The organism is Priestia sp. FSL W8-0524 (assembly GCF_038005965.1).
Taxonomy (GTDB): Bacteria; Bacillota; Bacilli; order Bacillales; family Bacillaceae_H; genus Priestia; species Priestia zanthoxyli.
In genome coordinates, this window is sequence record NZ_JBBOUG010000001.1 from 4024546 (window position 1) to 4045365 (window position 20820).

Sequence of the window (20820 nt, forward strand, 5' to 3'; positions counted from 1 at the left end):
ACAACGCATAGAAGCCTATGCGTTGTTTTTGTTGATAATATGAGAAGCGATTGATTTCCCATGAAAACGTCCATTTTCAATAAAAATCTCATTAGCATTGTTTCCTGCAGCAATCACACCAGCGATATAAATTCCTTCCACGTTTGTTTCCATCGTCTCTTCGTTAAAAGAAGGGCGGCCTGTTTCATCATCTAATTCCACACCCATTTTTGTTAAAAACGAGTGATCAGGGTGATAGCCAGTCATGGCAAAAACGAAATCGTTACTAATCGTAAATTCTTTCCCTTCCTGCTCATATGTTACCGTTTCATCCGTTATCTTTGTTACATGAGCGTTAAAATGCATCCCAATCGTTCCATTTCGAACCAGCGCTTCAAATTCAGGCAATATCCAAGGTTTTACGCTAGGGGAGTAATCTGAGCCACGATAAATAACCGTCACCCTTGCATCACACTTCACCAATTCCAGAGCTGCATCGACGCTAGAGTTTTTTCCGCCTATAACGACTACATCTTTATCAAAATACGGATGCGCTTCTTTGAAATAATGAAATACCTTTGATAAATCTTCACCAGGAACATTCATATAATTAGGATGATCGTAATAGCCCGTAGCTATAATGACATTCTCCGCTTCATATGTCTCTTTGGATGTTGTGACAATAATTTGGTTTTCCGCTTGTTTGTCTACTTGCAAGACACGTTCAAACGGCTGAATTCGAACTTGCTTGCGCTTCACCACTTCTCGGTAGTAAGCAAGAGCTTGGTTGCGCACAGGCTTACGATTTTCGGTAATAAAAGGGACATCCCCAATTTCTAGTTTTTCACTTGAACTAAAAAACGTTTGGTGGGTCGGATAGTTATAAATTGCATTCACAATATTGCCTTTTTCAATTACAAGGGCATCAATACCTGTATGTTGAAGCTCAATAGCTGCTGAAAGCCCGCATGGTCCTCCGCCAACAATAATTACTTTTTCTTTCTTCATGCCTGTCACTCCTTCAGTTGTAAACGCACCTTTTTTTTATTTTAACGCAGTGTAAAACAAAAAAATCTCCTCATTAATGATAGGAGATTTTTTCTATTTACGCAATTGTTCTGCTGTTCTGCTGTTCTGTTTTTAAATCCAGCCTCTGAAGCGAGAGCCTTCTGCCATTTTTCTTACGCCTATCATATAAGCAGCTAGACGCATGTCGACTTTTCGAGTTGTAGAAGTTTCGTAGATGTTATTAAATGATTTCACCATTACTTTTTCAAGCTTTTCTTCTACTTCTTCTTCCGTCCAATAATAACCTTGGTTATTTTGCACCCATTCAAAATAAGAGACTGTTACACCGCCCGCACTTGCCAAAACGTCTGGAACTAATAAAATCCCTCTCTCTGACAAGATGCGCGTTGCTTCAAGAGTTGTTGGTCCATTTGCTGCTTCCACCACAATACTCGCTTGAATGTTATGGGCATTTTCTTCTGTAATTTGATTTTCAATCGCAGCTGGAACTAGGATGTCACAGTCAAGTTCAAGCAGCTCTTTGTTGCTGATAGTATTATTGAATAATTTCGTTACTGTACCAAAGCTATCGCGTCGATCTAATAAATAATCAATGTCTAAACCATTAGGATCATGCAGCGCTCCGTATGCATCAGATATCCCTACAATTTTAGCACCAGCGTCGTGCATGAACTTAGCTAAAAAGCTTCCTGCATTTCCAAACCCTTGTACTACTACCCGTGCACCTTGTAATTCAATGCCTCGTTTTTTCGCTGCTTCACGAATACAAATAGTTACTCCTTTTGCAGTCGCTGTTTCACGGCCGTGCGAACCACCTAAGACAAGGGGCTTTCCAGTAATAAAGCCAGGCGAGTTAAATTCATCAATCCGGCTGTATTCATCCATCATCCAAGCCATAATTTGTGAATTTGTAAACACATCCGGCGCTGGAATATCCTTTGTTGGTCCAACAATTTGGCTAATCGCACGAACATATCCGCGGCTTAAACGCTCTAATTCTCCAAAAGACATATTTCGAGGATCACAAACAATTCCACCTTTTCCTCCACCGTAAGGAAGGTCAACGATTCCACATTTTAAACTCATCCATATAGATAGAGCTTTTACTTCTTTTTCAGTTACGTTTGGGTGAAAACGAATTCCACCTTTCGTAGGACCAACTGCATCGTTATGCTGCGCTCGGTGACCTGTAAAAATCTTAACTGATCCGTCATCCATACGAACAGGAATTTTTACTGTCATCATTCGTAATGGCTCTTTTAATAGTTCATACACTTCATCAGGATAGCCTAGTTTTTCTAACGCTTTATGTATCACTGTTTGTGTAGATTTTAAAACATCATGCTTCTCTTCTTGACTATTTTTACTGTCTTGCATCTTGTCGGCTACCATCTGTAAACCTCCTAAAATGTATCGAAAATTATTCGTTTTTAATTGAATGGTGCTTCTTTCATGACATAGTATACACCCTTAGTTTTACATTGCAAAGGAAAATATCGAACTTTTAGTATTTTTTGTGTTCTTCTAAGAAAACGCTTCCAATAACTTTACAAGGTATGCTACAATGTTTTAAGTCTGCCTCTTTCCTAGTATGCGTTAATCGTCTTGAAAAAATAAAAAACACCCGGTGATAAAGAGCACTTTCAACAACTTTGTACAAGCTGAAAGTGCAGCCACTCTTATTTTAATAAAAGTGCTTTATCCTTCACGGGTGTAATTATTTCAATTAAACAGTTAAGAAAAGACAGAGTTAATATACTCCAGAGCTCTCTTTTCTACTAATATTTTTCCATATTCATTTACGCGGTGCTTTGTAATTGTAGAGGGATTTCCATACTCCGCCAAAACCGCAATCATATTCCCAACTTCAGCCGGTGACAGCATGTGATAATCCAACAGCACGTAAAAACGTTTTTCGAATGAATAGAGCACGCTATCCGTATCGTAAAAGTTTGACATGCGCTTGGTCAGCTGAATGACATCTTCAAATGAATCAAACTCAAAAAACATGTCTTCGCTTTCATCTAGCATGACCTGCATTTCAATGAAGTCCTCGAACTCGTCTTCATCGAACTCACCGTAGCTGGTTTCTTCTTCATACTGCTTTGTCACAAATACAACCATTCCCTGTGCTTGAAGTGAAAAAACTTCTACCGAAAGAGAATTTGTAGGTTCAAAGTTCAGTTCTTGAGAAGCTTGCTCTATCATTTCACGAAAGAGCTGTTTTACTTTGAATGTATCTGTCCATAGATCTTCTTTTGTTAACCCTCTTTCTTTTAAATCATCGTAGGTCAAAAAAACTTTTAGCTTATTATAGTTTAATCGTTCAAGCCTCATTAGCGTCCCTCCCCGCTTGCACTCATAACCACATGGTTCGATAATGCAGTATATGTATTTTTTGGAAAACGGTTCGTGATGTTTACTTACGAGTTTACAGGTTTATGAAAGGAAAGACAAGCTATTCTCAATCAATTTCTGCTAATTTTTTTGTTAGCCAGCTGTTCCACTCTTCTTTTGTATTTCCTAAAATAAACGGCTGAGCCTCGCCTTTTCTTTTGCTATCTAAACCATCAAACACATAACCGCCTAATCCTACTTTAAGATGCGGGAATTTCTTTATCATTTGGTTCGTCAAATTCAGTGTTTTCTCGGCATTTTCCATCATTGTGCATGACATAAATAAAAACGTTGGGTCTACTTCTTTAACAATTAGCTCAACATCTTTATCTTCAATGCTGCTTCCTAAATAAATAACCTCAAACCCTTTACGGCGTAAAAATAGCGTAAAGACTAGAAGTCCAACTTCATGTGTCTCATTAGGCCCACATACAGCAATCGCTTTAGGCAATAAGCCATTTGAAGGCAGCGAATAAAAAATCATGCTGATACGCGTTTTTAATACTTGAGTCGTATAATGCTCATGAGCACTTGTGATTTGCCCTTTTTCCCACATATCTCCAACCGTCACGAGTAGAGAACCCAAAATATCAATAACCACTTTTTCTACCGAATACAGGCTAAACGCATGATTAATTAAATCCTGTGCTTTTCCTTCTTCAAAAGATAGAAGCATCGTTAACAGCTCATCCCTAATTTTCTGAGGGGAATCTACTTCTCCTTCTTCTTCAAACGCTCCTACTGTACTACTTTCCGTTTCTAATAACGAAACCGCTTGACTAATCGTAAAACCTCCGCTCACTTTTTCCGTGAGCCATTTTAATTTCCGCAAATCTTCCTCTGTATATAACCGATGCCCCGATTCATTGCGGACAGGATTTAAAATTTGATAGCGTCGTTCCCATGCACGCAAAGTTCCCGGCTGGATCCCGACCATATTTGAGATGGCTTTAATATTATACTTCCCTTCGTGAGCCATACGTAACCTCCAACTACTCTTCGTGAACTGTTTCTATTAATTGAATTATAGGATAAGTTATCCTGTGTGTAAAATTTGTATATGCTATGTAAAGAGTTTGTTCAAGGCTATTCTTTCCTTTTTAAAGTGATATAATGCGTTTGTGCTCTAGCTTGTAAACGGAGAGGCAGGGAGGTTGTACCATATCCATTACTAACAAAAAGAGGAATCTGTCTTTTCTCTTTCAGCCCTCCTAATTCATACATACCAAAATTAAATAAGCGTATCTGTCCTCCGTGTGTATGTCCGCTCAAAATTAAATCTACTTTTGATTCTTCATCTACATAATAGATAACATCAGGATTGTGGCTTAGAAGAATGGTAAGCTGGTCAGGTTCAATGGAAGAAACAGCTCGCTTTAGATCCATCTCACCTTCGGATAAATCATCTACTCCCGCAAAATTGCATGTAGTACCATGTTTAGAAACTGCAGAGACATGCTCGTTTTTAAGGGTAATAACTCCCTCATCCTTAAGCATCTGCTTCAATTGCACTTGACTTACTTCGTAATCATTATTTCCCCATACAAAATAGACCGGTCCAAGCGTTTTAAGCTTTTGAATATTTTGACGAGCACGCAATAAAGGTACTCCTCCTTCTAGTAAGTCACCGCCTATGATCACAAAATCTACTTCACCAGGTATTTTTTCCAACAGCTTCGACGAAACTGTTCGCTTATGTACATCCGATATAAAAAACAGGCGTAAAGGCTGCTGATTTCCGGGAAATGTTGATAAATGAATCGTTCTTTCTTCTACATATGTACGATGGGCTTCCGAAAACATAAAAATCAGCAGGCCTATGCCTAACGCTAAAATAATTAAAGAAATAACCATATATTCTCCTTCTTTTCATTTTATACACGGTGTGTTTCTGTTAAAGAAGAAAGGGCATAAATTGTCGCAATTGTTAACAAACCTACTACTTGATAAAGCGCAACTGTACTTAACGATAAAACTCCTATCACACATAGACATGAAACAAGATATTCATGCCATTTTACCTTATAGCCTTTTAGAAACAACCGACTTTGCAGAAACACTTTACGAACTGCCGCCGACAGACAAAAAAGAGCCGTGAAAAATAAGATTATAATACCAAACACATCTAACGGATGTAAAATCATTTGAATAAGTAAATAGGTTAACGAAGCTTTTGAGCCTACAGCCGTTAAACTGCTGATATAATAACTGCATAACCACGCAGCCAGCAAGTTAAACCAATCTCTCACAAAAAAACCCCCTTCACTAAACTTCTATGTAAAAAGAGGCTTTTTCATGCGATTCTATTTATTTTCATGATATAAATTAATTCCATAAGTGGACTGCATCCAGCGGAACGTTTCTTTTCGGTTCTCCCATGTTTCAGGCGTCGCCCATAGCTCTTTGCTTCTTTTAATAATCTCACAGCGCAAGTCTTGAAAAGTCTTTTCCGCTTTCTCGCTTTTTTTCTGCAGCTGTACAGTATAAAAATAAAGGGAGACGGTAAGCAATAGAAACATCAAATGCCCTATGTTACCTAACAAAAATGAGAAAAATTCGCTAAACGTCGTAAAAAAACCGCTTTGAAATATGAAAAAAAAGTAGCTAATAACAGCCGTTACGCTGGCTAAAAACAAAAGCTTCCATCTTTTCTCTTTAGCTTTCAGCTTATTAACCGTCTCTTTTCTTTTGATAACGCTCGCTAATATATATTGAAGTGTTTCATCGCTTTCAAAGTCTATCAACTTGTTTTCCAACATTCCACCCCCTCGTATGCTAGTACAACATATGAGTGAATATAAAAGATTATGTGGATAACACTGAAAATAATGGCTGTTTCCTTAACCTTTACTGCATGAGTTCTTCTGACTGTACAGATTTCCCTTTTGACTTTCGTATCTGCAGGCCTAATAAAAAATCAATGAGAAAATGAGTAAAAATCGTGACATACAAATTTTCAGTCCACCAAAACAGCAACCCTATTAAAAAGCTTAAAACCACAACCGAAATAAATAGAAACCACTTTTTTAAATATCGAATGTGAACGAGTGCAAATACGATACTCGCCCAAAAAAGGCCAAACTGAACTTGTATAACCCCTCGAAATAATATTTCTTCTGAACAGGCAACGATTAGGCAAATAAGGGCTAGATGAGGAATGGAACGATTAGCAAATAAACGTTCATTAATCCCTCCGTCATCATATAAATGCTCGGGTACACACTTCATTAGAAGCATATCTCCTCCTACTACCAAGAGAGCTGTACCTCCCCCGTACAATAAAATAGAAGCCCAATCCAGCTCAAAAAACTGTAAAAAGGAATGCCACGAATCAAATGTGAAAAAACCGATGCCTAAAGCAATAAAGCAGATGAGCAGCTGCGTTACATATAAATTTTTAACCAGCTCTGCATCCGTCATGGATGAAATAAGCTCTTGCTGTGACTTTGCCATTATATCTCTCCTTGACGAAGCAAACGAGCTAATTCTAATTCCCAGCCTTGAAATGTCCATTGCTCTTGCTCACCATTTGTTTTTTTATAGGCTTCTAAATCCAATCCGCAGCAATCGCAACAATTCTGAAGCTCTGATTTTCCCAGCTCATTGAAATAGCCAAGCAGCACCTGACGACGGCATTCTTTTGCCTCAATAAACTCCTTCATCGCACGGTACTTGTCATGTTTGTTTCGAAGACGTTTATTTACAGCTGCAACAATCGTTTCATGCAGCGATTCAGGGATTTTCCTAGGTTCAACATGTTCATTTTCCACTACATTTTCTCTGTACAAATAATAACGAATAAATCGCCAATGTGTTTCTTGAATACCCACTGTATAAAGAAAATGAGACTCTACTTGTTTTAAAGGAATGGCCTGATCATGATTTCGTAAATACGACAGGCAGTATAAGATGATATCTGAAGAAGGAAGCTCAATTTCAAGTAAAGAATGAGCAAAATCATCGTCTCCTTCAGCATAAAGCAAAATCGCAATACTGTTTTGCTGATCGCGTCCACTTCTTCCAATTTCCTGTACGTATGCTTCTAGCTGCGTAGGTGTATGAAAATGAATAACAAAGCGAACATTCGATTTATTAACCCCCATTCCAAATGCACTTGTGCAGCAAATGATATCCAGCTGATTTTCTAAAAATTGCTGTTGAACAAGCATTCTTTCATTCGGTTCCATTCCCCCATGGTAATACTGCACTCGCTGTATCCCATTTTCCTTTAGAAGCTGTGTTAATGCTTCTGTCCAAGATCGGCTGGAACAATAGATAATTCCTGGACTTTGCAGTTCACTAACGTACATCAGCAACTTCTCTTTTTTCTCTTCAATACTTGCAACAAAATCAACTTTCATCGCAATATTACTTCGATTCATGGAATAGATGTGCTCGTTGACAGCAGGCAGCGATAAGTAGCGCTTAATATCTTCCACTACTTCCCTAGTCGCAGTTCCTGTTAGTGCCAGACATAGCGGACTGCCAAGTTCCTTCCATATATCTCCTAACTGAAGATAATCCAAACGGAAATCATGTCCCCACTGAGAAATACAGTGCGCCTCGTCCACAACGAAAAGGCCTACCTTTGCCTGTTTTAATGCTTCTACCACAACAGCGTTTTGCAAAATTTCAGGAGATGCATAAATAAAACGATAAAAAGCTAAATCTTTTAGCGCCCGTCTTTTTTCTTCTTGTTGTAGGAAACTATTTAAGGCAATAACTCTCTTTTCTCCACTTGCCTTTAGTTGTTGAACTTGATCTTCCATCAGTGAAATTAAAGGAGATACAATCAGCACCGGTCGGTTCAACACATAAGCGGGGAGCTGATAGCACAATGATTTCCCTGTTCCTGTAGGAAGAACCGCTAACACATTATGACCTGTTAAAATATCTTGAATAATCTCTTTTTGTCCTAGTCGAAATTGGCTATAGCCAAATTGTTTCTGTAGAAGTTGTTCTATCTTCACATCAAACACCACTTTTTTTAGTATCAGGTAAAATGTTTTGCTAATACGAGACGAATCTGAAAATAGGTAACGTCGTCTTTTACTTCTTCCTTTATCGCCTTTAATTTATTTGTACGCAAACTTTCAAAAGCCGAGATAATTTCTTCCTGCTGCTTAGGCGATACGTATGCATCGATTGAAAAAGATGGAACAAACAGAGCTAATTCTGCAATATGATCTTCAATTGTACTTTCTTTTAAACGCCTTATATAAGCAATTTCTTCAAGCGCCTTTCCTTTTTGAAGCCAGCTATACGTTTTTAACGTCGAGCTTGTCAAAGGCAATTCTAAATATAGATCATGCAAAAAAGAAGAAAGTACATGAAAGCTTTCATTATTTTGACTCACTTTTTCAATGATATGATGAATAACCCCTAAAAGTTGAATATGCACATAATGCTCATCGAGTTCATATTGATATGCTAACTGATTTTTTGTAAAGCCTACTCTTTCGTATCCAGTCAGTTGCAAAACAAAAAGAGACGCATCCCGTTCCGTACAATCTTTCAAGCACGTTCGGAGCTCTTTGAATAGCTCGGCGGCTAACTCTTGACGCGTTTGCTTTTGAGACATAATATACGTTTTGACCCATTGAATGACCTCAGGATTTTTGGAAATGGGTAAAAACCCTTTTTGAAAATACTGTAGGTTTGATAAGGTCTGAATGAACAAAGTGATTCTTGCTAAAAATAATTGAGTACTGCTTGCGAATTTCCATCCGTCTAAAGCTGGATGAAAGGGCCGAGCCGTCAGTTCATCTTCAAGGCGTGTTCGTCCCTTATCTGTCATCACATACTTTTGATTTTCAGTTTCTTCGATATACTGCTGTTCTTTTAAATATGCAACGCAGGTTTCAAAAGACCGTTTATCTAAGTAAAAAAATGACTGAAAAAGAAAAGAGATTCCAAAAATTTTTCCGTCTTGAATTGTTTGCGCTGACTTTTTACCTGTTAATAAATGATAAATACCATAGGCGGTTCGCTCACCTTTTAACTGTTTTATACAAAATAAAATGCTAACTTGAATATAATTCAAAGGTGTCAACTTCCTTTCTCATTCATTGTACCAAAAGTGACCAATAGCATGTGAGATAAAGGCTTTTTAGCTCTTTCCTTTATGTATCAAAACGTTTGGATAAGTGAAGAAACCTTGATTTGATAAGCATTCTCAGTGACTTTTCTATTGAAAAGTTTTATAAATCATTTTACAATGAATAAGGAGAAATTTCACTCTTGATTCGCGAAGAGATTATATAATGAGAAATTTTCGAACACTTTACAGGAGGTCTTGTTATGCCAAAATATACAATTGTTGATAAAGATACTTGCATCGCATGCGGCGCTTGCGGAGCAGCAGCACCAGACATTTATGATTATGATGATGAAGGTATTGCATTCGTAACATTAGATGATAACCAAGGTGTAGTAGAAATTCCAGAAGATCTAGAAGATGATATGATGGATGCAATGGAAGGCTGCCCTACGGATTCAATTCGCGTAGCGGATGAAAAATTCGAAGGCGATGCTAATAAATTCGAATAAGTATTGAACAAACCTGTAGTATAGTACATGCTGCAGGTTTTTTTATATATAAAAATCGCTCTCCCCGGGAGAGCGATTGAATTAAACAGCAACGCGGCGCGTGATCCATTGCTTCATTTTTGAAAACAATAAGACAAAAATAACCCCTGTTGCTGCTCCTTTTATTAAGTTAAACGGCAAAATACCTGCAACGATATATTGACGCGCTTGTTCACTAGACATTTCTGGCGATTGTAAGAAGATTGTATACGCTGGTAAAAAGACATAATAATTTAAGACAGCCATGAGTACCGTCATTACAACCGTACCCGTAACCAAACCTATCGTTACGCCTTTAGCTGTTTTAAATCGACGGAACATATATGATACAGGAAGAACGAACAGTAAACCAGCTACAAAGTTCGCCACTTGACCAACCGGAACCCCTGTAGCACTTCCTTGAATTAAATAATTCAATAAATTTTTTATTCCTTCTACTATAACAGCAGCCATAGGTCCAAATACAAGTGCTGCTACGAGTGCAGGAATTTCGCTAAAATCAATTGTTAAAAACGGAGGTAATCCAGGAATCGGAAAATTAATCATCATTAAAATGTAAGCAATACTGCTTAACATTCCTAGTATAACCAGCTTTTGAGTTTTCTTACTTTGTTGCATCTTGCCTCTCTCCTTCTTTGTGATCCACTCTTCAAAGAAGAAAGGTTCAACTTCATATCCCCACGCAAAAACCTCTCAACAAATGATTCGTTGAGAGGAGACATGGCAGGCATATTTAATAAACGTTCATCACATTAGGTTTTGAACGCTGAACCTCCACCTTCTCCCATCCAGACTGTACTGTCGGCTTTGGAATTTCACCAAATCTGCTCGTATGTATTACATATAAGCTCGCGGGCTCAAAACAATTTGTTTTTTTACCGCCGGTCGGGAATTTCACCCTGCCCCGAAGATAGACCAATATTTAATTATGAATTTATTATATGTTATCTCGAATTAAAAGTAAATAAAGAAGTTTTTTTAATTCCTATTAAATTGATGTCTTTTATAAACTTCATTACTGTTTTATATGTAAAATAAGGAAATAAGTGCATAACCAACAGCATTATGACATATTTATAGTTTCAATTTTACGTTTACAATTGTATATTTGATAACTAATTGTAAAGTTTAAAAAATATAATTGACAGAATTTTTTTAACATGGTAAATTATCAAATATTTGATGATAGTAAAATCCAAGGGAGATGTTCACGTCATGTATAACGTATTAGTAGCTGATTCAATTAGCAATGAAGGTCTTGCTCCACTACTTGAAGCTCCTCATGTGAATCTTACGCGAAAAAAAGTTGAAGAAGTTGAGAATGATTTGCATACGTACGATGCGCTTTTAGTACGGAGTGCTACGACGGTTACAGAGGATTTGCTGGCAAAAATGCCGAATTTAAAAATTGTTGCTCGCGCTGGAGTAGGTGTCGATAATATTGATATTGAAGCCTCAACCAAACGAGGGGTTGTCGTTATTAACGCGCCGAACGGAAATACCATTTCAACGGCGGAACATACATTTGCTATGATGGCTAGCTTGTTTCGGCATATCCCCCAAGGAAATGCTTCAGTCAAAGCGCGCGAATGGAACCGCTCAGCATTTGTTGGAACAGAGCTTAATCGCAAACACCTGGGCATTATCGGATTTGGACGAATTGGCTCAGAGCTTGCTAAACGCGCAAAAGCCTTCAATATGAGCGTTCACGTTTACGATCCTTTTTTAACCTCTTCCCGAGCTGAAAAGCTAGGCGTAGAACTATTATCCCTGGATGAATTACTAGCAGCAGCGGATGTAATTACCGTACACACTCCGCTTACGAAAGAAACCAAGGGATTGCTCAATCATGAAACATTAGCCAAAACAAAGAAGGGTGTATTTTTATTAAACTGCGCACGCGGCGGGATCATTGATGAAAAAGCCTTAGTTCATTATTTAGAAATTGGCCATGTTCAAGGTGCAGCTATTGACGTATTTGAAGTTGAACCGCCGATTGATAACCCTTTGTTACATTTTGATCAAGTTATTACAACTCCCCATTTAGGAGCTTCTACAAAAGAAGCCCAGCTTAACGTTGCTGAAGACGTGGCACATGACGTTCTGCGTTTTCTAGAAGGTAATCCTGTAAGTTCATCCATTAATTTACCAACGCTTTCTAAAGAAGTTTTTGAAAAAATTCAGCCGTTTACGAGCCTTACTAAACAAATGGGAGCTATTTTATCTCAATGCATGCGAGAACCCGTTCAGCATATCTCGATCTCCTACGGAGGTACAGTGACGGATTTAGAAACCACTTATATTACACGGAGCTTGTTATCAGGCTTTTTAACCCATCGTATTGACTCACCTGTTAACGAAGTCAATGCTTCTATGATTGCCAAAGAACGAGGAATTACATTTGGTGAAAAAACATCGGAAGATACGCAAGGATATTCTAATATAATTGACGTTACAGTAACAGGCGAACAGCGTATATTTACGATTACGGGCACTTATATAGCAGGATATGGACCTCGAATTGTTAATATTGATTCGTTTGATATTGATTTTTATCCAGAAGGACATCTTCTTTATATCCGTCACAGTGATCAGCCCGGAGTTATTGGAAATGTAGGGAAAGTACTTGGAGATTTACGTATTAACATTGCTACCATGCAAGTGGGCCGTAAGCAAAAAGGCGGAGAAGCCATTATGATGCTCACGTTTGATAAACTTTTAGATGATTCTGTCATCACTTCATTAAAACAAACAAGCGAAATTGTGACCATACAGCGCATTGAGTTGTGACATTGAAAAAAGAGCCTTAGCGGCTCTTTTTTTATGGACTTATTTTTAACACTTGTCCTGCATTTAAAGCGGTGTTCTCTAAATGATTCCACTTTCTTAGCTGCTCCACATCGACTTCATATTTGGCCGCAAGTTCAGATAATGTATCTCCTTGATGGATAAGAATACAGTTATCAGAAGCCTGATGTAACTGCTGAAAAACCGTGGCAGCTAAATCGTTTTTTACGTATGCCGATAGTTTTTGCTTGTCCAATTTGGCGAGTGGGTTTACCGCATTGGTTTTATCCGGATTCCAACTTCCTTGATGAACTTCAAAATGCAAATGTGCACCTGAAGATCGTCCTGTATTGCCAACCCATCCAATGTTTTGACCTGGGGCTACAGAATTTCCTTCTGCAACAAGTCGTTTCTCTAGATGAGCATAGACCGTTTCGTATCCATTCGTTTGTTTGATAAAAACAACTTGCCCGTATGTATTTGAATAATAAGAGCGGCTTACCACTCCTTTTGCAACAGCATACACCTGTGTACCAACAGGTGCTGCTATATCGATTCCAAAGTGTTTGGCGTGACGAGAACCAAATATATCAGTTAAGACTCCTTCAACCGGCCACTCCCACTGCTTCTCTTCTGCCTTTACCATTTGCCCGCCCAAAAATAAAAGACCTATACACAATCCCATCACTAATACAACCAATATTCTTCTTAACACGTCAATCATGAAGAAAGAACCTCCTATGTAGATCATTGCACACAAAACATACTATATGCCAATTCCTTCTCTTTTAGACTTGTTTATAGAAAAAATAAAGAGATGTGATTCTCCAATGAATCACATCTCTTTGCTATTCTTATTATTTCAGCCGAAGACAAACTGTTATTTAGCATGTGTTTACTTTGGCAGTTTGATAAAGAAAGTTGTTCCTTCATTTAATTCACTTTCAACTGCAATAATCCCTTGATGTGCCTCCACGATATTTTTAGCGATCGCAAGCCCAAGACCAGTTCCTGACTTTCCTCTCGTTCTGGCTTTATCAGCTTTATAAAATCGCTCAAATACAAACGGAAGATCTTCTTTTGGAATCCCTGCTCCTGTATCTTGAACAGAAAGATGGATTTCGGATTGACTTTTATCAAGATGCAGCTTTACTTCTCCGTAGTCATCCGTATGACGAATGGCATTATCAATTAAGTTTGTCAGCACTTGTTCCATACGGTCTGAATCAATCATCGCTTCAAATTCATCTTCTATTTTTCCATTAAGAGACAGTTTAATATGTTTTTCTTTAGCTAACCCTTGAAACTTGCGCAAAACACGTTCTGTAAATTCAACCATTGCTACAGATTCTAAGTGAAGCTGCACATGTCCCGCTTCCATTCGCGCTAAATCTAAAAGTTCATTTACAAGCCGGCCCATACGGAGTGATTCATCATAAATCACCTGTGCAATTTCTTTCTTTTCTTCATCCGTACTTGCAATATCGTCAATAATAGCTTCACTATAACCTTGAAGCATAGAAATAGGTGTACGCAATTCATGAGACACGTTTGCAATAAAATCTTTTCTTGATTTATCAAGTTTACGCTCTTCAGACATGTCTCGCAGTACAGCTACAGCACCGCGGATTTTCGTTTGATTATAGAGCGGTGACATTAAAATGACCCACGTTTTCCCTTGAATTTTCAACTCTGCACTTCGCTCCGTTTCAGTCTCTACTACCGTTTGAAACAAATGCACGACGTTTGCTGGAAGCTCAGGCACCTGCTGGTTGTTCACATCCTGCTCGTAATACCAAGTCTGAAGAAAATGCTCCGCTGGGGGATTGGTAATTAAAATCGATCCGTCTCTACTAAACGTAATAACACCGTCTGCCATACTGCTTAAAATACTTGAAAGCTGTTCTTTTTCCTGATTGAGCGCATTGAGATTAAACTTTAACTGCCTGCCCATTTGATTAAAAGCAATCGCTAACTCTCCAATTTCATCGTGAGTTAAAATAGGTACTTTTGTATCAAAGTTCCCTTTTGTTACTTCAAATGCCGCCTGCCTCATTTTTCTAAGAGGTGCTGTAATTCGAGTGGATAAGAAAAAAGCAAAGATAGTAGTTAAAATAATAGCAATACCTGCAGCCAATAAAATGAACTTAGTCGTATATTGAGCGGGCTCTTCAATTTCAGAAAGAGATTGATACAGATAAACGCCGCCTGTCGGTTTATTATCTTTCATTAAAGGTACACCGACAACAAACATTAAAGGCTCATCACTCGTGTCTTTCTTTGTGGTCATGTACATTTTTTCCCGTATTACTTTACCTTTTTCAACCACTTGATTTAGCTGATCGTTTTGTTTAACAATGGCCGAAATAGCTTTCTTATTTTCTTTATCAGGATGTGTGGAATGCCAATAGAAATCTTTATCTTGAACAATAACTACACTTGCTTGATCTGCAAGTTCACGAGCAATGGATAGTCCTAGCTTTTCATCCTCTGTTTCCTGCACAATGGTAGAGATTTTAGCAGCCGTTTTAGTTAAACGGTTTTCTGCGTCTACAACATGATAATTTTCAAAAAACTGAAGCAGTAAAATGGTCAAAATAAATAAAACAAGCGTAACGAGCAATAGGATAGTAAACCATAGTTTACCAACTACACTTCTCCAAAACATCAGTTATTTTCAACCTCAAATTTATACCCTACTCCCCAAACGGTTACGATCATTTTCGCCGCTTGTGACGATACGCGATTTAACTTTTCACGCAAACGCTTGACGTGCGTATCTACCGTACGAAGATCTCCAAAGAAATCATAATGCCACACTTCACGCAGCAGCTGCTCTCTGTCGTATACTTTATCTGGCGTTTTTGCAAGGTAGCATAATAATTCATATTCTTTTGGAGTTAAGTTAACTTCTTTTCCGTCTGCTGTAACGCGATGTGCATCATTATCAATCGTTAAGTGATCAAAGACAATGAGGTTTTTCACGCTCGTTTCTGGCTGAATAAACGTTGCTTGAGAAGAACGTCGAAGCAGTGCTTTTACGCGAAGAACCACTTCTCTTGGGCTAAACGGCTTAACGATGTAATCATCTGTACCTACTTCAAACCCTTGGACCCTGTTTACTTCTTCACCTTTAGCTGTAAGCATGATAATAGGAGTTGCTTTTTTCTCGCGAATTTGTTTACAGACCTCAATACCGTCTATGCCAGGCATCATTAAATCTAATACAATCAAATCATAATCTATGTGTAACGCTTTTTCGATTGCTTCATGCCCGTCGGCTGCTTCTTCAATGATGTATCCTTCTTTTTCTAAGTACATTTTTAACAATCGTCTAATGCGATCTTCATCGTCTACTAGCAGTAATCTTTGTTCGTTTTGCATGTATTTTCAACCTCCTAGTCTTAGTGTACAAAAAAAAACCGGCGAGTTCTACTTATGTTACCCAAACAATGTGACAATTCGTGAACACCTTTATGAAAAATAGCTTTTTTCCTCAAAAAAGAGGTTGAGACATATCGAAATCCATCCAATCTACAGATGGACAAATAAAATACAGGAGCTAGAAGCAACTACATATATGAAGCCTCCGTTCACCATGCAAATAAAAAAATCCGAACAAATGTGATTCTCCATCAAGAATCTCAACTCATCGTTCGGATCTTCTTCAACTAAAATATCTTTATTTCAGCCTCTATTCTATTTTTAAAGGTTACGCATATGAATGTAAACCTGCAATAACTAGGTTCACGGCCACTAAGTTGAACATGATGATGGCAAATCCGCCAACTGCCAGCCAAGCTGATTTTTCACCGTGCCATCCTTTAGACAGCCGAAGATGAAGAAAAGCGGCATAAAATAAAAAGGTGATCAGCGCCCACACCTCTTTGGGGTCCCATCCCCAAAAGCGCGTCCAGGCCATCTGAGCCCAAATCATAGCGAAAATAAGTGCTCCTAATGTAAAAATAGGAAATCCAATCGCCACTGCTCTGTAGCTTACTTCATCAAGCAAGTCGCTGTTTACCTGCTTCACAAGCGGCTGCAGTGCGGCTCCAATTCGCTTCCGTAAAATAAGACGAATCAGCCAATATAAGACAAACCCACCGGCTAACGACCAAATAACTGTATTTAATTTTTTAGCATTGATAATAGCTGGCATATCAACAAGCGGCTTTATGTCGTTCCCGTCTGTCCACTCACTTTGATGAGGCCCCACTAGCGGAACCATATGATATACGACTTGCTCTTGTTCGCCACTTTTATTAACCCAATTAAATGATGACTCGTAGTGAGCCGCATTAAAAGCCAGCGTCACCGCTACAAACCCAAGCGTACTAATAAGCGTATACAGGATGAATTCCAGCCAAAATGCTTTTTTATTTCGCTTGGATTGATCAATTGTTTTGATTAAATAAATCAATCCTGCAACAAAGCTAATGGAAAGCACGGCTTCACCCGTAGCTGCGGTTGTAACGTGAATATGCAGCCAATTCGTCTGGAGAGCTGGTATCAGCGGCGTAATTTCAGTTGGAAACATGCTTGCATAAGCAATGATTAAAAGAGCCACCGGCAAGGCAAAAAGTCCAAGCATGCTAAGACGATAAATAAAGTAAATAACAATAAATGCGCCAACAAGCATCATGCCAAAAAACGTCGTAAATTCAAATAAATTACTAACAGGAGCGTGGCCTGATGCAATCCATCTTGTAATGAAATAGCCAATCTGTGCAATAAAACCGATGATGGTAACCGCAATTCCAAACGTTGCCCACTTTGTTTTCTTTTGAGCTGCTCGCTTATCTCGAATAGCTCCTCCGAAAAAAAAGGTTGCAACTAAATAAGCAATAAACGCCACATACAGTAAATTACTACTTATACTCGCGTAATCCATGCTTTTTCCTCCTATTTTGTTTCTTTATCATTTTGGTCCTTCAGCTGTGTGAGGGATGTGGATTCTAATAAACCATTTAATTCTTTTTTAAGACCATACCAGTTTTTATTTGTATGTGCGGCCAACCATATCTCATTATTGACTTTTTGAATCCACATGCGGCGATGATTCCAATACATCCCTTGAATCACACCAATCATAAAGATGGCTCCGCCAATCCCTAAAAACCAAAGCGTATAGTCTCTGCGAACGGTTAATCCCGTTACATTTTTCGTTTCCACACCAGCAAAGGTCATTTTATAATCGTTATTTCCTAGCGGTTCCAAGTTCTCTCTAATTCCAACAAAAGCAACTTCGCCTTTTTTATGCTGAGGCGTAATCATTTTAAATACAAAAGCCGGGTTGTTAGGCACTCTTGTTTTTGTATTTGGGTTTCCTTCATCATCAAAGAAAAAGTCTGGAAAGTAGCTCATGAGCTTGACTTTATATCCGTTTTTTAAATCATATGTTGCTTTTGGATTATGTAAATCTACTGTAAGTGAACCAACGTTTTTATTTGCATTTTTATCTGTTAAATGGAAAGACATAGAGCTAAACTCATTTAACTTGAAGTCCACTTGGTACATGGCATATCCTTCAAACTTAAGCGGCTGATTCACACGAATCTCTGAATCTTTTATTTTCTTTAGCTTTGGATCTGCTCCCGGTATAAGCTTTCCTTCGCGCTTATACAGACTAACATCCGCTTCATATTTTTTGGCTACTTTATTATTCCCTGCACGATCAATTGCTTCTTGAAACACGGCGCTTTCGCTATCTTTATCATACGTTTCCACAGTAAAACGATGGTTTTTCAAAAAATACTCTCCGTTCGTCCCAGGAATAACTTTTGTTTCACCTTCACGGATCCAAAGAACTTCATCTATATACATACCTGGTACAAATCTAAGCATAGCACCTAGTAAAAAGATAATGAGACCGATATGATTAACGTATGGACCCCATCTTGAGAAGCGTCCTTTTTCAGCCAGCAGATTGCCCTTTTCTTCGCGAATAGAGTATCTTCTTTTTTTCAGCATGCTTTTTACATGTTCATAATCTTGATCCGTCCACGATGATGAAGTGCTGTATAAACGCTGTCTCTTTAAGAAGTTTGGATGTTTTGTTACACTCTGCTTTTTTAGAGCTCGGTACAAAGGCACTACTCGATCTAAACTGCAAATGACTAACGACATTCCTAAAGCAGCAATTAAAAGCAAGTACCACCACGATTCATAGAGATGATGAAAACCTAACTTATAATAAAGCTCTCCTGTCCATCCATATTCCTTTTGATAATACTCACCTGCTGTCACATTAGGAGGTATGTAAGCTTCTTGAGGATAAATGGTTCCGACTGCAGACGCAACAAGCGTCACAATAATGATCCAAATGCCTACCTTTACAGAAGAGAAAAAATTCCATATTTTATCGATAACTGTTTTATTGTACGTTTGCGATCGCCTTGCGCTTCCTTCATAACGCATATCTACTAATTTTTCAGTTGTTTCTTCTGCAATTGGTTTACCACAGGCTTCACACAAAATCGTACCATGCGGGTTAACGTGTCCACATTCACATTTTACGTGTTTCATTGTCAACACTCCCTATGGTTTAATTTCTTCCATATATTCTTTTATTTTAGATTCTTCTAATCCGCCAATAAAGCTGTCTACAATCTTTCCGTTTTTATCAATTAAAAACGTAGTCGGAAGAGGATCTATCCCGTACGCACCCAACACTTGTGAATCTTTATCCATCAAAATTGGAAAAGATAGCCCATACTGTTTAGCAAACTGCTCTACCGCTATATTCGTTTCTGCAACGTTAACAGCTAAAATTTCAACGCCTTGCTTTTTATATGCTGCATACTGCTTTTCCATCGCCGGCATCTCTTGTTTACAGGGCTTGCACCATGTTCCCCAAAAATTCAAAAAAACTCCTTTGCCTTTGTAATCTGATAGCTGATGAGTTTCTCCATTAATATCTCTTAATATAAAGTCAGGTGCCTCATCTCCTACCGATACCTTTTGTTTATCAGCAAAAAATTGAGCATAAAGGGTATATCCAACCGCGCACAGTAAAACTGCTAATATAACTGTTCGAATAATCAAGCGCTTTTTTTTCATAGCACGAACTCCTTTTAACCGCTTTCAATACGCTTTTTTTCTACCATTATATCATTTTTTTGGTAGTGGCTTTCCGATAATATTTCGACGTTTCTGTGAAGTCTTCCTCTCATTCTACAAGTTCGACATTTTTTCAAAAAACCTTGCTTGATTTTCTAATTCACGACATTTTTCATAAAAAAAACAGGTAAGTGAAAATTACTTACCTGTTTGAGACATTGAATATAATTGTTTGACTTCATGAGCCGTAAGCTCGCGTGCTTCTCCTGCATTTAATCCGCGTAAGTCTAAAGGTCCGTAGCGCTCACGTTTTAACTTTAATACAGAATGTCCGATTGCATCGAACATGCGACGTACTTGACGGTTTTTCCCTTCGTGAATCGTCAGTTCTACGATCGCCGTCTGCTTGCTTTTATCAATGGAAAGAACTTTTGCACGAGCTGGTGCTGTTTTTCCGTCTTCAAGCATCACTCCGCGCTGCAGCTGTCTGATGCTTTCACGACTTGGGATTCCTTTAATTTTAGCCACATACACTTTATCCACTTCAAATTTCGGGTGCATTAGCTGATTAGCAAATTCACCATCATTTGTTAAAAGAAGTAAACCCGACGTATCATAGTCCAGACGTCCAATCGGGTAAATTCTTTCTTCTACATGCGGAAAGAAGTCAACGACTGTTTTTCTTCCTTTGTCGTCGTTAGCAGCTGAAATCACGCCTCTTGGTTTGTATAGCATAAAATAAACGGGCGCTTCGCTTTCTACCGGCACTTCGTCTACTTCAATTTTATCGTTAGGACCTACTTTCGTGCCCAATTCTTTTACAACTTTTCCATTTACTTTCACTCGGCCTTGGCCGATTAATTCTTCAGCTTTACGTCTTGATGCTACACCTGCGTGAGCAATCACTTTTTGTAATCGTTCCATTAACACTTCACCTCTTGTAACATCTTACTTGTTTACGAAGTAATACACAAGTCTATT

Annotated in this window: 20 protein-coding genes and 1 riboswitch; of the genes, 2 read left to right on the forward strand and 18 right to left on the reverse strand. The window is 38.3% G+C overall.

Annotated features, from left to right (window positions below; translation table 11 throughout):
* Nucleotides 1-15: 15 nt before the first annotated feature.
* The 10 genes from NST66_RS21030 to NST66_RS21075 form a co-directional block, all read right to left on the reverse strand.
* The gene (locus tag NST66_RS21030; protein WP_098626945.1) at nt 16-987 is read right to left on the reverse strand and encodes a YpdA family putative bacillithiol disulfide reductase; all 972 of its coding nucleotides are present in this window, start codon (nt 985-987) and stop codon (nt 16-18) included.
* 132 nt (nt 988-1119) lie between these two features.
* Nucleotides 1120-2385, reverse strand: a complete 1266-nt coding sequence (locus tag NST66_RS21035) for a Glu/Leu/Phe/Val family dehydrogenase (RefSeq protein WP_370506064.1) — start codon at nt 2383-2385, stop codon at nt 1120-1122.
* Between the two features lie 357 nt (nt 2386-2742).
* Nucleotides 2743-3345: a genetic competence negative regulator gene (locus tag NST66_RS21040; protein WP_025750420.1), complete on the reverse strand. Its 603-nt coding sequence runs from the start codon at nt 3343-3345 to the stop codon at nt 2743-2745.
* A gap of 127 nt (nt 3346-3472) precedes the next feature.
* Complete coding sequence (locus NST66_RS21045; RefSeq protein ID WP_028411523.1) at nt 3473-4384, reverse strand: MerR family transcriptional regulator; 912 nt, start codon at nt 4382-4384, stop codon at nt 3473-3475.
* 107 nt (nt 4385-4491) lie between these two features.
* Nucleotides 4492-5259, reverse strand: coding sequence for a metallophosphoesterase (locus NST66_RS21050; RefSeq protein WP_028411524.1), 768 nt, complete (start codon nt 5257-5259; stop codon nt 4492-4494).
* A gap of 20 nt (nt 5260-5279) precedes the next feature.
* Complete coding sequence (locus tag NST66_RS21055; RefSeq protein WP_028411525.1) at nt 5280-5654, reverse strand: hypothetical protein; 375 nt, start codon at nt 5652-5654, stop codon at nt 5280-5282.
* A gap of 54 nt (nt 5655-5708) precedes the next feature.
* On the reverse strand, nt 5709-6164 hold the full coding sequence (locus tag NST66_RS21060; protein WP_033579743.1) for a DUF2663 family protein: 456 nt from the start codon (nt 6162-6164) through the stop codon (nt 5709-5711).
* A gap of 88 nt (nt 6165-6252) precedes the next feature.
* Nucleotides 6253-6858, reverse strand: coding sequence for a CPBP family intramembrane glutamic endopeptidase (locus NST66_RS21065; protein WP_028411527.1), 606 nt, complete (start codon nt 6856-6858; stop codon nt 6253-6255).
* Nucleotides 6858-8375, reverse strand: a complete 1518-nt coding sequence (locus tag NST66_RS21070; RefSeq protein ID WP_028411528.1) for a RecQ family ATP-dependent DNA helicase — start codon at nt 8373-8375, stop codon at nt 6858-6860. The genes NST66_RS21065 and NST66_RS21070 overlap by 1 nt, the downstream gene beginning before the upstream one ends.
* A gap of 23 nt (nt 8376-8398) precedes the next feature.
* Nucleotides 8399-9448, reverse strand: coding sequence for a helix-turn-helix domain-containing protein (locus NST66_RS21075; protein ID WP_049166180.1), 1050 nt, complete (start codon nt 9446-9448; stop codon nt 8399-8401).
* A gap of 257 nt (nt 9449-9705) precedes the next feature.
* Between NST66_RS21075 and NST66_RS21080 the strand changes: the two genes are divergently transcribed.
* A complete protein-coding gene (locus NST66_RS21080; RefSeq protein ID WP_013059046.1) occupies nt 9706-9954 on the forward strand; it encodes a ferredoxin in 249 nt (82 codons plus the stop codon).
* Nucleotides 9955-10035: 81 nt separating this feature from the next.
* Here NST66_RS21080 and NST66_RS21085 read toward each other — a convergent pair whose 3' ends face one another.
* Nucleotides 10036-10611: an ECF transporter S component gene (locus tag NST66_RS21085; protein WP_028411530.1), complete on the reverse strand. Its 576-nt coding sequence runs from the start codon at nt 10609-10611 to the stop codon at nt 10036-10038.
* Nucleotides 10612-10765: 154 nt separating this feature from the next.
* Nucleotides 10766-10909, reverse strand: a riboswitch (FMN riboswitch).
* Nucleotides 10910-11208: 299 nt separating this feature from the next.
* Here NST66_RS21085 and serA point away from each other — a divergent pair.
* Nucleotides 11209-12783, forward strand: coding sequence for a phosphoglycerate dehydrogenase (gene serA, locus NST66_RS21090; protein WP_340843685.1), 1575 nt, complete (start codon nt 11209-11211; stop codon nt 12781-12783).
* Between the two features lie 31 nt (nt 12784-12814).
* On the opposite strand, the gene NST66_RS21095 is transcribed toward serA, so the two are convergent.
* The 7 genes from NST66_RS21095 to NST66_RS21125 form a co-directional block, all read right to left on the reverse strand.
* Nucleotides 12815-13504, reverse strand: coding sequence for a peptidoglycan DD-metalloendopeptidase family protein (locus NST66_RS21095; protein ID WP_048019799.1), 690 nt, complete (start codon nt 13502-13504; stop codon nt 12815-12817).
* 171 nt (nt 13505-13675) lie between these two features.
* Nucleotides 13676-15448, reverse strand: coding sequence for an ATP-binding protein (locus NST66_RS21100; RefSeq protein WP_033579740.1), 1773 nt, complete (start codon nt 15446-15448; stop codon nt 13676-13678).
* Nucleotides 15448-16164 carry a response regulator transcription factor gene (locus NST66_RS21105; protein WP_013059051.1) on the reverse strand — a complete coding sequence of 239 codons (717 nt, stop codon included), beginning with the start codon at nt 16162-16164 and terminating at the stop codon, nt 15448-15450. The genes NST66_RS21100 and NST66_RS21105 overlap by 1 nt, the downstream gene beginning before the upstream one ends.
* Nucleotides 16165-16492: 328 nt before the next feature.
* Nucleotides 16493-17671, reverse strand: a complete 1179-nt coding sequence (gene ccsB, locus NST66_RS21110) for a c-type cytochrome biogenesis protein CcsB (RefSeq protein ID WP_099331267.1) — start codon at nt 17669-17671, stop codon at nt 16493-16495.
* An 11-nt stretch (nt 17672-17682) separates the two neighbouring features.
* Nucleotides 17683-19305 carry a cytochrome c biogenesis protein ResB gene (locus tag NST66_RS21115; protein ID WP_028411535.1) on the reverse strand — a complete coding sequence of 541 codons (1623 nt, stop codon included), beginning with the start codon at nt 19303-19305 and terminating at the stop codon, nt 17683-17685.
* 12 nt (nt 19306-19317) lie between these two features.
* A complete protein-coding gene (gene resA, locus NST66_RS21120) occupies nt 19318-19839 on the reverse strand; it encodes a thiol-disulfide oxidoreductase ResA (protein WP_028411536.1) in 522 nt (173 codons plus the stop codon).
* Nucleotides 19840-20037: 198 nt separating this feature from the next.
* On the reverse strand, nt 20038-20763 hold the full coding sequence (locus NST66_RS21125; RefSeq protein ID WP_028411537.1) for a pseudouridine synthase: 726 nt from the start codon (nt 20761-20763) through the stop codon (nt 20038-20040).
* Between the last annotated feature and the right edge of the window lie 57 nt (nt 20764-20820).